Raw genomic sequence first — 14,455 nt, 5'->3', positions numbered from 1 at the left:
TTTAATTAAATTTTATAGTGTGTTCGTATTTGCCCCATTCGTGTGACCAACTTAAGCCAAATATATCAAATTTTGTAATAGGGCTAATTTCTAGAGGAATTCCATCTTCTACCAAAGGAAATGAACTCTTCCATTTTTTAAAATTAAATTCATATAATTTCGCTTTTGCTGAAGATTTAGCGGAAGCTTCTCCCGAAATACCTGGTACCTTTATTACGAATTTTGGGTTAAGCCCAACAGTTCCTTCAATCGCAAAAGTCGAAGGATGACCATAGGTCCAGGTTGAAGTTCGCATTTGAGGATTATCAACCCAATCTCTTGTTGTATTGGTCATTCCAATAGTAGCTGAAGTTTGGGCACCTACAAACCAGTATAGACCAAATTCAACCTTAAATTTGTGTCCAAAAAGCATTCTGTCAATTGAAGGTATAGCGCATCCTGGTACAGGCGCTTCGTAACCAATTTTAGCTCCTACTTCAAGTTTTGTGACACTTTCCGTTTCTTTATAATAAAGTCTGTTTGATTCCCCTTCTTTATTTTGAATGGTGTTTTGATAAGATACATCATATAAGATTCCTTTATCTCCCTCTCCTTTCGGACGATCCCTTCTATTGTAAACTCTGGTGCCCAGATAACGTGCCAGCTTCTCTAAGGTTTTCTTAAATTCGGCAATTTTTGATCCTTCAACCGCTAATGTATTAGAACTGTAATTGTGGTCAACCCATTTTACGTAAACATATTTATCTGTTGGATTTGGGTATCCTGCTGTAGAAGTTACATTAGTCAGCTCGTCTTTTTCTGAAACATTTTTAACAAATTGTTTTTTACCTGTAAAGGCTGGAAAAGGAGTACCATTTACAGTCCATTTTATAGACTCTTTATCAACTAATTTTTCAGCATAATTCGGATTGTTAACAAGTAAAAAAGTGGTTTCCTTTTTTTCATTTAGTAGCGAAGCCTTGTTTATATAATACAAAGTTTGTCCTGTTTTAGCAACTCTCTTAGGTTCATCTTTACTATTTAAACCTATGGCGTAAAGTTCTTTTGAACTGAAGGGTTTTCCTTCTTTTTTTGGTTCGGTAGTATTAGAGTTTTCAGTTGGCTTAGGAGGAGCATTTGTGTTGTTTGACGGAACTGGGGTCCCTCCCGTTGGATTTGTTGGGGTATTTGTCACTGGCGGAGTTGTGACATTTGAGACTGGCGGTGTTACTTCATTTGTTGGATTTGGAATAACAGCTGGGTCTTGACCAGAATTAGTTGGTACCTCTGTATTTTGAGTTATTTCAGGCTCATTAATTTCTTTTTGTAGTTCTGCTGCTTCTTTTTCAAAAGCTGCAGCAATATCATCAACTAATTTGTCACCATCAAGCATATTATCCCAGTTACCGGCATCATAACCAGCCACAATTTCACCTGAAATTAATTTGAAATCAGTATTAAGACCAATATTATCAAAGGTAATTTTGATTCGGGTATTTTCGCTTAGGTTCCATTTTGAGTTGCCTTCACCATCTTTTGGGCTTAAGGCTTCAGCGGCATCAATGAGTTTTCTGAATTTTTCTAAGAAAGGCAGCGTTACATAACCGTCTCCTGAGAAGTTACCGTTACTTCCTGTGGCGTGCAAGACTACAATAGGGAAATCTCCCGCTGAAATTACATCATTTGGGAAAAGTTCCGGTAGTGGTGTTTGGTTGGTCAGATCTTTCGGATCGGGTTTGATACCACAGCCCTGAAATACAATCTCGTCTCTGGCAATGGTAGTAAATTCATATATTGAACTGTGAATATATTTGCCCACATCACAAGATGATCCTACGGTATATTCGTAGGTGGTGTTAGGCTTTAAGTTGCTAAGCGTAATATTTTCTCTTGGAGTTACGGCTTTGTACCATTCCGAACCGGAATTTTTCTCGCGATAGTTTACCTGATAGTCAAAGTTGTCGATGTTACCACTCCAGTTTATCTTGGCCTGATCCTGACCGATGCTTTCGGTTTTAATGGCAAGGGGAGAGGTACAGAATACTTCGTAAGTAAAAGCAAAGATTTCGGTATAACCGTTGTTTTTAAATACACCAATTTCTTCGGCTCCTAAAATGGCTTTTGCTTTGATGCGCCAGGCGTATTTTTTGCCGGGAATCAGTTGAGGTTCACTCATGCCATATTGCAGGGTAGTCATTTTGGTTGTGGTGGTGTACAGGGGTGGTGAGTAAGCAAATGCATTTTGCACCGGGGTGTAATTGTCCCAAATCTCGACTAATGAAAATTCGTATTCTACATTACTAACGTTGATGCTTCGCGGTGTCCAGTTAAAAACAATGTTCTGCAGGTTCTGCTGCATGATCGAAGCATTGTTTAAAGGCAGGTTCAGGAAGGGAGGTTCGTTTTGAAAAATAACGGTAGTTGTACCCGTTTTTCGAGACAGTTTTTTTCCTGTGGCAAAATCATATACCTCTACATAAAAGTTACTGATTCCTTCGGGTAAAGGCTGAGCATATTGATTTGGATTTAATCCCAGCAGGTTTTGGAACTGAAAATAGGGAGCCAGATCAACATTGGTTAATTGCAATGGAAATCCTCCTTCGAGATACAGTGGTTTTGCTCCTACAACAAAATCGTTGTTGCTGAACGAAACTCCATTGCCCTGAAAGTATATTTTTAATCGAACCTGACGATTGGAGATGGTCAAATCGTTGAGTAGTAATTGAATTTTAATGGGACTGTTTATGGTAGTCGCATCGGCATACTTGCTCAGGTAAATAGGTGATGGCTGCGTAATTTGGGTGGTAACCGAAATCGGGAAGGTTTGTGCAAATCCTTCAAATCCTATTAGGGAGCAGAGCAGCAGCAGGTACAGGTGTAAGTTTTTCAGCATTTTGGGTAATTGAATTTTATCCATTTTTTGTGAGGTTAGCAGGTAGGTATTCACTCCTTTTATTTTTGAATATGGTTAAGATCGATTTCATCAATGTTTGCATTTTTGAGAGCGAGATCATGATAAAACGGTATCATTTTGACTTCGATAGCCGCGATTATTTCAGGACCGGATTTTTTTTCTTTTATCGATTTAAAAGCTTCTTCCATTTCTTCTGCACTAAAAACTACTGCAGCGGGATTTTGCTGTATTTCGGCAGCCGGCAGTTTGGTTAATGCCGAAATTTCTTTAAGCATCCATCGGTGGCGTGTAAGCTGATCGCGATTTTTGTTACTTCGTTCCACCAATTTCTGATAGGATTTGTAAGCTGTTTTATCGGTAATGTTTTCTTCATTCACACCATGCATTTTGTGGCTGTTTACTCTTCCTAAAGCCGAAACATAAGCATTTTCCAGACTTGCATCTTTGTCTTTCATCTCTGTTTCTAATTTTTTGGCAGCTTCGAGCACATAATCTTTGTATTTTTTTACGTTTTCAGCTTCGATGTTGTAAGCTTCGAGGTAATCTAGTACTTTCTCTTTAAATTGTTTGTCATCTGGTGTAAGGGAAGCCAGTGTGAGTAAATGCTCTAAATTTATACTTTCTTTTTCCGGTAATGGGTTTAGTGCCAATTGCATTTCTTTTAATTGAGCTGTAATCTGATCACGTGTTCCTTCTAAAGCTTTTCCGTTAAGATTTATTTTCAGAATAGAAGTAAGGTTCATGTCTCCCTCTGTTCTTGGTTCTCTCTTCGGACGCATTTTGATTTTGTCGAAAGAATACGAATAAGACAGTGTAGCAGTCATATCATTGTTTTTACCGGTGGCTGTTTTATTGAATAGTGTGATGACACTCATGTTGAAATTGTGTTTTTCAAGATAAATGTAAGACCCGTTCAATCTGAAATTGAAAATATCGTTTTGCTTGCGACCATTGTTGTAGCTGGTGTTGTAACTGGTCGAGGCATTGGCATTCAGTTTTTTATCAAAAAATAATTTGGAAGCGCCAACTGTTGGTCCGATAATAAAACTCTTTCCTCCATCCGTTTGTCCATAGGTATTGTTTATGGAACCGTTGAAACTTAGCTCTTTTTGAGGATAACCAAGAGAATAGGTTAGGGCTGAGTTGTAATAGGTAGAAGCTCCGCCTGCAATTGTTTTTCCTTGTTGTTGGTTTACGGCATCCTGCATAGAGAAATTGGCACTAATTGCTTTTTTAAGCTGTTTGTCATTTCTTAACAGATAATTTACAGTCAGACCTAAATTTTGGTTCACTTGTCTGAAGTTTAACGTGTCTAAATACTCGTAATTTGAAACCTGATTGATGTAGTCAAATTGATTACGGCTGTTGGTGAACGATTGAAAGTTAGAGTAGTTCAGGTTCAGGTTTAATTTTTGATTGGGTCTCAAATCGACATTAGCTGAGGTTACCAAGCGTTTCATCTGGCTTTCTTTCTGCTTTTCTAAATTGTCTTTCTGAAGTCCTAAGTTTAAAGCAAGCGACACTTTATCTTTATACAAACTTTGGGTTGCATTAACGGTTACGTTTTCTAAATCGTTATTAAAATAGTACCCTCCAAAGGTTCTGTAGTTAGGGTCAATTCGTTCGTAACCTAATCCTAAAGTTCCTTTTCCGGCCGGGTAAGCCAATTGTCCTTTAAAGGCATTATAACTTGTGGTAGTGCTATTTCTACCCAATAGAAACGAGGAAACTCCTTTTGCTTTTCCACTTGTCACAACTCTTAAATCTTCAGTAATACTACTGCTGGCATATTCGGTAGAGACTTGTAGTTTTTGAAAAAGTTTAAAATTAGTTTCAAAACTGATGGCAGCATTTTCCTTTGGAGCAACATCCAGTTCAAAGGGTACAGGGTTGTTTAAAGAATTGATCTGATCCTTTGCCTTAAATAAGGTAAGTCCCAGGTTTATTTTCTCTAGGGAATAAGCGGTTTTAAATCCGTATCCAAATCTTTTGTAAGCAGGCAGAATATCCGGATAGGCTGAATCAAATTCGTTACTTTTTAATAATCGTCCGTACATCGCACTGATTTTAAATTTTCCCTGCGGGGTTAAATCCACTCCAAAACCGGTAAACTGATGACCGCTCAGCGTGTAAGGGGAGAAGGTCATGCTGACATCTCCAATATGGGCAGTAATCCATTTATAGGAAGGATGTATGCTCAGACGATTCATTAAAACAGGTTTGTTGTACCCGAATTTTTGATTGGTATAGGAAAACGAAAGCGGAATGTTGTACAGATTGGCAATATTGAAATTGATGTTTCCGTTCAAAAAATAACTGAAGGGCTCTCGTGTGGCATTACCGGAATAGAATACGGTATTGGCTGATGCACCACCACTGACATTTATAAGTTTCGCTTTGCCTAGCTCCTGTACATTAAAGTTTTGCGAAAAAGCAAAGGTACCGGTGAAAAGCAGTAGTGTAATTAAAATTATTCTTTTTAAAATCATTCTTTATGGGCCATGGAAATCAAGATTGTTTTCTTGATTTCCATTAGTATTTGAAATTTATAATTTTTGCTTGCTGGATAAATTAGAGTTTACTGAATAATGATTTTTCTCAATTTACTTCCTTGCTGTGACTCGAATAACACGAAATATATTCCTGAAGGAAGCCCGGTTAAACTAAAGTTGAACAGGTAATTGTCTTTGCCTTCCTGTGTTTTTGAATCTATCAGTAAGTTGTTATTCAAATTATAAACCTTAACATGTGCCGGCATTACTTTATCCAGCAGTACATCTACAGTAAAAGCTCCTTTTGACGGATTTGGATAGATTTTCAGATCGAATTTCTTGAAAGTCTGATCGTCCGGGTTGTTTTCTTCATATTCTCCTTCAGTTACTAAGATTGACTTGGTTTGAAAAGCAGTACAGTTTCCTTTTTTAGTGTTCAGTGTAATGTCGTATTCACCGGCCTGACTGAAACTGATTTCGGCAAAATCTTTGTTTTTCGAGATTACGGTTGCATTGGCAGGAATTACCCATTCGATTTCATCGGCGTCAGGATTACTGATGTCAACAATTATGAATTTTTCGTTTTTGAATACCTGACTCGAGATGGCAAATTCAGCACTAATTGGGGTATTCTGACTTGAAATTTTGATGGTATCTGTAGCCTCACAACCCAATTTGTTGGTAACAACAACGGTATAATTTGCAGGTTCAGAAACGGTAACTATAGCTTTATTGCTCTTGAAACCTTTATCAGAGGTCCATGAATAGGTCGCTTTATCGTCATTAATTGTGGCATTAATGGTTAAGGTCTGATCAAAACATAAAGTCACATCTTCTCCGATATTAATAACATCTTTCGGTGGATTGACAATGGTGTAGGTATGATTGATAATACAACCTTTGCTGTCTGTAACGGCAACTTTATATTCTCCAGCCGAAGCATTCTTTAACACATTTGAGGTTTCACCGGTATTCCATAAATAAGTATAAGGCGCTTTTCCTCCTGAAGCGGTCAAGGTAATAGTCGCATCAGAACCGGCATAACAGGTTGGTATTTTAATGGTTTCGGCCGCTGCCAAATGAACAGGTGCTACAATGGTAATATTTTTTGTAACGGTACAACCGTGTTTGTCTGTGATTTTGACAAAATAATAACCCGGTGGTACATTTTTTATGGTAGCAGTTTGAGCACCTGTATTCCAGCTGTAGGTATACGGTAGTGTTCCTCCTGATGGGTTAGCATCAATAGTCCAGTCGTTGAAGTCTCCACAAAGAGTATAGTCAGCGGTAAGATTATTGTTGAGAACCTGAGGTTCAGTAACGATGAAAATTGGACTTGTAGCTTTGTTTCCATTTGAATCTGTTGCGATTGTATAGTACGAACCTTTTCCGATACCTGTTAGAGTAGTCGTTGTGGCCAATACGGTGGCATTGTTTTCTGCAAACCACTGATAAGTATAGCTTTCACCCGGTTTTAGGAATCCACCAATTGTAATAGGTTTCAAACTTCCGTTTTTATCTCCATTACATAAAACAACATTTTGTACTTCTACGCTAGTTTCTAGTAGAGGCGGTTCGGTAACTTGTAATAGCTGTGAAGTTAAACTACAGTTTTTAGCATCTTTGATGATAACATAGTAGTTTCCGGCTGCCAGATTTATTGCTGTGGCTGTGGTCTGATTCAATGCTGTACCATCGCTTTTGAACCAGTTATAGGTATATGTACCATTGGCTCCCTGTGCGGTTATGGCCAGAGATCCGTTGCTTAGTCCTTTTCCTGTAGCAGGAGTTGATACAATTTTGCTAATTATTAAAGCAGTTGGAGACGTAATTTTTACAGTCGCCTCTGTGCTTGTACATTGCTGTGTGTCTTGTACCTGAATGGTGTATTCTCCATCGGCTAAATCAGTAATAGTGGTTTTTGCTCCGTTCGCGAAATTGGTCCAGTCTTTAACCAGTATTCCATTTTGGAAATAACGGGATCTGAATATTCCATTTCCTCCTGCTGCTGTGATAGCAATACTTCCGTTTGCATCTCCTAAACATTTTACAGGTTCGGGAACGGATGTAAAGGTTATATAATCAGGCTGAGTTATGATTATTGGAGTAGTGGTTACTTCAATTGCTTTTGAATCTTTTACAACAGCGTAGTAAGTACCTATTTTGGCATTGATGAGTTTGATGCTGTTTTCATTTGGCAATAAGGTATTGTTTCTGTACCAACTAATTTTTTTGGTTCCAAAACCTCCGGCTACGGTTGCTTCGAGAATCGCATTGTTGGATTCAAAGCAGGTCATGTCCTGAGTTTGTCTGATTGTGATGGTTAACGGATTATCGGTAAAGTCAAAATCAGCATATTTTGTACAGCCAGTTGCATCCTGAACGGATACATAATAGTGATCTTTGACTAAACCTGTAAAGTCGACCATTTTGGCTGCTGTATTTGAAATTGTTTTTAGAACTGTTATGTTAGCCAGCGCATCTTTAGTGTAGAGTTTATACTCAAAATTTGGTTTTCCTCCTATAATTTCAAAATGCAGTGCACCGTCATTTCCGTTTAGAGCTGTAGGGTTGATATAGGTAATTTTATCAACATCAAATCCAAAATCTGCCGGTTGTGTGATGATGATGTTCTCCAGAATTCCAATACAATGGGTTGCATCAGCGGAATTGTAATTGGCATCACGAACTTCTACTGCATAATCACCTTCAGTAAGGGCGTTTAAGGCTACTGGCGTAAAGTTTTCGTAAGTATTGGTGGCGGTATTTCTCTTTTTCCATTGATAGTTATAAACTGGAGCACCATTTACGATGAAAGGTGTTCCTCCGGTAACAGCTATTTGAATTGCTCCGTCTTGTCCCGCAAAACAACTCACGGGAGTTTTTGAGGTTAAGTTTACCACAACGGCAGTAGGCTGTTTAAACGTTACGTCAATAGTATTAGAGTCTACATTGCCTACATCGGTAGCGGTAAGTGCGTAGTCTCCGTCTGCTATGTTTTTAAAACTGGCTGTGTTTTGAACAATAGTTACGACAGTTCCGGTTGTTTTATTTCTTAATTTATAAGTGTAAATTCTATCAATTTGGTTTTGTGTAAAAGTTGCTCCTCCGGTTGCAATAGCTTCTAAAGAGCCTACTAAACCGTTACATTTTGCCTGTAAATGAGTTTCAGTCAATACAGGTTTTGTTGGTTGTTCTATTGTATAACTGTTGGTGATCGTACATAGTTTTGAGTCGGTTATCAAAACGGTATAAACTCCTGCAGGAACATTGTTTAAGGCAGGACTATTAGTTCCTACTACCGTGTTCGAATTATTTTTCCATTGGTAGGTATATCCCGGAGTTCCACCCTCTACGGTGATTGCAATTTTACCGGTCGACAAACCAAAACCTGTTGTTGGTATAACCGTCTCGCTGCTGATGAAAAGAGATTTTGCTGGTTCAGTAATACCAACCGTTTGCACTTGTGTCTGACATCCGTTAGCATCACTTATAAATATGGTGTAGCTTCCGTTAGACAATCCGGTAATAAGTCCGGTTTTAGTATCAACTGTTCCACCGCTTGCTATGATAGTGTATGGTTTTGCAATGTCGGCGAACTTAGTTCCTCCAACGATGTTTAACTGCACGGTACCATTATTTCCATTATGACAGGATACCTCCGTTTTGGTGTAGGTAAAGGCCAGTTTATCCGGTTGTGTAATGGTAAAAGTGTTTGTTCCAAAAAGAATGTTGTTTTGCTGATCTTTTACGGTAATAACATAATTTCCGGCTCCTAATTCTATAGCTTCCGAACTGGTTAAATCGTCTTTAGTACTTTCGGTATGTTTATGTTTTACTCCGGTTGTAGTATTTAACCATTCAAAAGTATAGGCTTTCACACCGCCTCGTACGACAGCCGTAAATATGCCTGGCTCATCGCCATAACAGGCAACATTTGTATTTGGAGTCTGTATAATACTGATGATCTCAAATTTGTCGGGCTGTGTAATTTTGTAATCTACCTGTGGAAGACTACAGCCATTTGCATCTCTAACGATCAAATGATAAGTACCAATAGCTAAATTTCCGATGGAAGAAGCTGAACCAATTATGGTTGGCGATGCATCTTTTGTCCACTCATAACTATAGTTAGGTTTTCCACCCGACACGGTTACCGCTATGCTACCGTTTTTGGTTTCAAAACCGGTTAGGTCAACTAGGGTTGCACTTTCAATTTTTAAAGGTGCAGCAGGCTGTGTGATAACTACAGGTACATTAAGTGTTGCAGTACAACCATGATCGGCCTGATCTTTTACGGTAACGGTATAACTTCCTATTGTAAGATTTGACAGATCATCTGCCGTAGAGTAGTTCACACCGTTTTTAGTCCATTGTTGTGTATAAGGTCCGGTTCCTCCTGTGATAGTAATATCAATAGCACCAGTCGCGGCGCCATAACATAAAACATCAGTTTGCTTTGTTAATTTTACTATTAATTCATCTGGCTCGTTGAGTTTATAGTTGAGTTGTTCTGCTTTTGCAAAAGGACCAGCTGGTTCAGGATTTGCCGAATCGGTTACGGTAACGCTGTATTGACCAACACCACAATTTGTGATTTCCGATGCAGTTTCAGACGGAAGTACAATTCCATTTTTCTTCCACACATATTTGTAAGGTGCAATTCCACCTTTAGCAAGAGCAACCAATTTTCCGTTAGAATCTCCATTACATTTAATAAATTGGGTTTCTTTAATCTGAACTTCTAATAAGTCCGATTCGGTTACCGTATAGTCCTTTGTAACGATACAGCCCGCATTGTCTGCAGCATTTGCATTAGCATCTCTAATTTCTAAACGATAAGTTCCCGCTTTCAGAGCTGTTATATCTCTTGTTGTTCTCGGAAAAGTTGGATCACCGGCACGGGTCCATTTGTATTGGAAAGCCAGAGTACCTCCTGCTGGATCAGCAGGGAATATTATTGAACCAGTATTTTGATTAAAAATGGCCACATTTTTAATAGCTGGTGTTGGAACAACAATTGGATTAGGTTGGGTAATTTGGATATTGTCCAATCGTGCAGGGCAGCCATTTTCATCGGTAACGGTAACCCAGTAGGTACCAACAGGAACATTGCTCAGCCTTGAAGCTGTACTGCCGTTACTCCATAAATAACTATAAGCTCCGGTTCCTCCCGAAACAGTAACGTCTACGGCTCCGTCAGTTCCACCATTACAGGAAACATTACGGCGTTGCGCAGTTGAGTTTGTTATAGTAAGAACGTCTGCAGGTTCTGAGATGGTATAAACTATAGAGAAGATACTATTATTCGCATCGATTACTTTTACCATATAATCTCCTTTAAGGATTCCGCTTAGAGTAGCCGATTCTTTACCGGGCATTTCAGTTCCATTTAACAACCACTGAAATTTATAATTAGGGGTAGTGGTGTTTAGGGTTCCGCCACTTGCTACTACGGTTATACTACCAGTAGGCAGGCCTTTACATTTAATGTTGGTCTGATCTTGCAAGACTACGGCCAGTGCTTTTAATTCGATTATTTCGCTTGAGATGCTACATCCTTTTGCATCTCTAACTGTTACCCTGTACGTACCGTTTCCTAAACCAGTAGTAAGTCCCGCACCGTTAGTATTAGCACTAAAAGCCTGATTGTTTTTGGTCCATACATAGGTGTACGGAGTAGTTCCTCCCGTTGCTGTTACGGTAATAGTACCGTCGGTTGCAGCAGTCGATGTAGGTTGTGTTTGTGTTATGTTTGGAATGGCTAATGCCGCTGGCGGCTGCGTGATTTTGGTTATTACACCGTTGGAAAAAGTACAATTATTAACATCTGTTACGGTATACCAGTAATCTCCTTTTTTTAAGCCCGTTCTGGTTGCACCGGTACCACCGTCATTCCATTGTACGGTAAGCGTACCGCTTCCTCCGCTCAGACTTACCGTAATTTCCCCATCATTACCATCAAAACAGCTAACGTCTTTTTTAGAAAGCACAGCGGATCCTATTTGAGGATTAGGCTCTAGTAACACTACAGGTCCCGTAGCTGGATTATTCTTACTATCGGTAACAATAACTTTATAGTAACCGGCATTTTGTCCCGTGATACCAGGGGTTATACTTGGTCCCGAAATTTTACTGGAGTTATTTCCGGCTGCATCACAACTGTACCAGGTATAATTATATGTTCTGTCTATTGGTGTTGCGCTATACGGATAACCTCCAACAGCTGATGCAGTTAGGCTACCTGTTCCTCCCGGACACAATATATTAGTTGGTTTTGACGTACTAACTACTAATTTTCCAGGTTCGTAAATTACGAAAGGAACATCAGCACTTCTACAAACCCTGTCTTTGTCTTTTGCATACATGATGTAGCTTCCGGCTGGCAGTGAAGTCCATGAAACGGGAGTATAAGGCTGCCCGTCTTTGAAAAAGAAATAAACGAAGTCGCCTGTACCTCCTTCAAAAATAACAGAAAACGTACCATTGGCTCTGCCATTTTCTGTTGTATTGGTATAGCTCAAAGTACCAGCAGAAACTGTAATTGCTTTTGGTGTTGTGATTGTAATTGTTCTGGCTCCGTTAACTGCCGGTTGAGGGTCCGGAGCTTGAGAATACCCCAAGAAACTCATAAGAAGCAGTAGTAATAAGTAGATTTTTTTCATAATAATATGGTTGTTCGGGAATTTATTGTTCTGTGCAATCGAATTTGTCAACGATTTTAATGGTATGAGGTCCATCTTCCGTTATGGGTATGGTATGTGGATTTGTAAAAAGATGTTTTTGTGCCAAGGGTTCTCCGTCTAAAAGATAATAGTAGGGAGGGGTTCCCCCTGAGGCAGTGATCAATATTCCTTTTAGATCTGTGCTGCAAGCCGGCTGTACGGCCGTAGTCTTAAAAGTTAATGGGACTTTTTCATCAATCGTAAAAGGATCTGTAACGATAGCACTTAATCCTACTTGTTGACCATTATCGGCAGTACTTTGCGCCTGATATTTTATAGTGTATGTCCCCGCCGCTATTCCATTCCAGGTGTAGGTTTTATTTTTAGTTTCTTCTTCTGATGCTTTAATACTTTTGATAAAACCAGTATCCGGTGCCACCGGATTGACGCGGAACAGATTAAATAGAAACTGATCGTCTTTTTTTAGCAGTGATTCAAACTTTAGAGTAGCACTTCCGGTAGCTGTATTAGCACATTCGACCGCAGTTGTAGTTGGTTTTTTTTCTGCCAACTCAGGCGAACAGCCGATAATACCGTAGGTAACTATATTAGTAAACTGCGTCTGATAGCCAGTTCTAAAATGAATTGTAGTTTTTCCATTATAATTCTCAAGCTCTGATATTTTGAATGAAATAGACGGATAGGATTGAAAGTCACTTGGGAAATTAGCCCAATTTTGACCGTCATAACTATATTGCCAATTGAAACCATTTTCAAAATTGATTGTTTCGTTAACACAATAGCTAGTTTTAGAGCTTGTATTTGTCAGATGTAATAAAAGTATTGATGAGGAAGCAAAGCATCCAGAAAAAAAAGTGACATATTGAGGTCCATTTGTTTCAATGAAAGTATTCTTTTCAATGTAGCAGTCCTGATGCATACTAAAACAACTAAAATCTATCCTTTTCGTTACCGGATCAGGTGTTGCATAGAAAAAATCAGTTTGCGATATTGGTTGATACGTACCATTAGGGAATAAATTTAAACTATTACCCAAAAAAAAGATATCATATGATCCCTGAGTTTGCTCACGTTCAGTTCTAGGCTCCAAATCGGTATTGATAAGTAGTCCGTACTCGGTTTGAGCTTGCAGGGTCATTGATGCCATAAATAATATCAGATAGAGTAATGTTCTATTCATTTTAGATAGTATTTTATAGTTAGTTTTCAATACAATTAGAAGCATCAACAACGACTACTTTGTGCCCGCCGTCTGCTGTAATTGGGATTTGGTGATAACCGGAAAATCCAACTTTTTTAGGTACTGTCTGGCCGTTTACAACTTCGGTCTGATCGTCTAAAATGTAGAAGTACGGACTTGTTCCACCGGCCGCATGTATTTCTATGAAGCCTCGGCTGTTACTGCATTCAGGTTGTATTGCCGTTGCCCAAAAAGTTAAGGCTGTATTTTGTCTGATTTCGAAATTTGTTACCGCTGACAAAGTAGAAGGCGTACCGTTACCAAACTGTGTTTGAAATTTAAATTGGTACTGTCCCGGAGGGATATTTTTCCATTTGTAACTAAGTGCAGAAATTTTTTCTACATCAGGATCATTTGAAGTTGCATCAGTAATAAAAGTACTACCTACAGCATTGCGATTGAAAAGGTATTTTTCGCCCGGTTCCAGAGGTCTGCTAAAAGTAAAGGTTACGCTGCCATTGCTGTAACTGCAAGTGGTATAGTTTGGGTCGGAGGTAGCAGAAAGTTTAGGAGAACAAGGTATAATATTGTAAGTAACAACATTAGAATATACATTTTCATCAGGAGCATTTGGGTCAGAATCAATTAAAACCCTGAAAATGATAGTTCCCGTATAATTGTTTAAAGCCGGATAATTGGCTTTGACAAATTCAAAGCTTTGATTGGGTGTGGTAGTAATGTTCATAGGAGTGAAATTAATACCATTAGTACTGTATTCCCATGAAAAACGATAGGGTCCCGGGCAGCATACCGCGGTAAGTGTTTTTTTATCGCAAAACAAGTTGGTATATACGTCTGGTTCGGGTAAAACGGCATTGGTTATTCCCCAAAAACAATCATTCATGTTAATTGTACTCTGTTCATAACAAGCCATAGGATCACGCCAGGCACAGCCAAAACTGGTATCAGCTATCGAAATTAGTTCAACATAGGTTGGAGGGACATTAAATACATGATAGTCTCCAAATTCCGCAACTGGTGCAATGTAGGTGTTGCCGGACATAAAGAAATAAGACTGTAATGCAGCGCATTCATTAACACAGCTTCCCATACTATGACGGACGATGTACAGTTTTTGCGAATAAGTCTTATTGCCAGATAAGAGTATTACAGTGAATAAAAAAAGATATATTATTTTTTTCAT

Annotated in this window: 5 protein-coding genes; all 5 read right to left on the bottom strand. The window is 38.8% G+C overall.

Annotated elements, in window-relative coordinates; all coding sequences use genetic code 11:
• Position 1 precedes the first annotated feature (1 nt).
• The 5 genes from B0A80_RS19960 to B0A80_RS19945 all read right to left on the bottom strand — a co-directional run bounded on the left by B0A80_RS19960 (position 2) and on the right by B0A80_RS19945 (position 14,455).
• Complete coding sequence (locus B0A80_RS19960; RefSeq protein ID WP_089078438.1) at positions 2-2,896, bottom strand: fibronectin type III domain-containing protein; 2,895 nt, start codon at positions 2,894-2,896, stop codon at positions 2-4.
• A gap of 35 nt (positions 2,897-2,931) precedes the next feature.
• A complete protein-coding gene (locus tag B0A80_RS19955) occupies positions 2,932-5,382 on the bottom strand; it encodes a porin family protein (RefSeq protein ID WP_089078437.1) in 2,451 nt (816 codons plus the stop codon).
• An 89-nt stretch (positions 5,383-5,471) separates the two neighbouring features.
• A complete protein-coding gene (locus B0A80_RS19950; protein WP_165769302.1) occupies positions 5,472-12,050 on the bottom strand; it encodes a T9SS type A sorting domain-containing protein in 6,579 nt (2,192 codons plus the stop codon).
• Positions 12,051-12,072: 22 nt separating this feature from the next.
• Positions 12,073-13,251 carry a hypothetical protein gene (locus B0A80_RS20720; RefSeq protein WP_123923486.1) on the bottom strand — a complete coding sequence of 393 codons (1,179 nt, stop codon included), beginning with the start codon at positions 13,249-13,251 and terminating at the stop codon, positions 12,073-12,075.
• Positions 13,252-13,270: 19 nt separating this feature from the next.
• Complete coding sequence (locus B0A80_RS19945) at positions 13,271-14,455, bottom strand: hypothetical protein (RefSeq protein ID WP_124020601.1); 1,185 nt, start codon at positions 14,453-14,455, stop codon at positions 13,271-13,273.

The sequence above is a fragment of the Flavobacterium tructae genome (genome assembly GCF_002217475.1).
GTDB classification, from domain to species: Bacteria; Bacteroidota; Bacteroidia; order Flavobacteriales; family Flavobacteriaceae; genus Flavobacterium; species Flavobacterium tructae.
The sequence above is the reverse complement of the archived record's forward strand: the minus strand, read 5'-3'. Positions and strand labels throughout refer to the sequence as shown.

Excerpts from the sequence above, each read along its gene's own strand:
- B0A80_RS19960 (WP_089078438.1), bottom strand. The coding sequence starts at position 2,896 with ATGGATAAAATTCAATTACCCAAAATGCTGAAAAACTTACACCTGTAC.
- B0A80_RS19955 (WP_089078437.1), bottom strand. The coding sequence starts at position 5,382 with ATGATTTTAAAAAGAATAATTTTAATTACACTACTGCTTTTCACCGGT.
- B0A80_RS19950 (WP_165769302.1), bottom strand. The coding sequence starts at position 12,050 with ATGAAAAAAATCTACTTATTACTACTGCTTCTTATGAGTTTCTTGGGG.
- B0A80_RS20720 (WP_123923486.1), bottom strand. The coding sequence starts at position 13,251 with ATGAATAGAACATTACTCTATCTGATATTATTTATGGCATCAATGACC.
- B0A80_RS19945 (WP_124020601.1), bottom strand. The coding sequence starts at position 14,455 with ATGAAAAAAATAATATATCTTTTTTTATTCACTGTAATACTCTTATCT.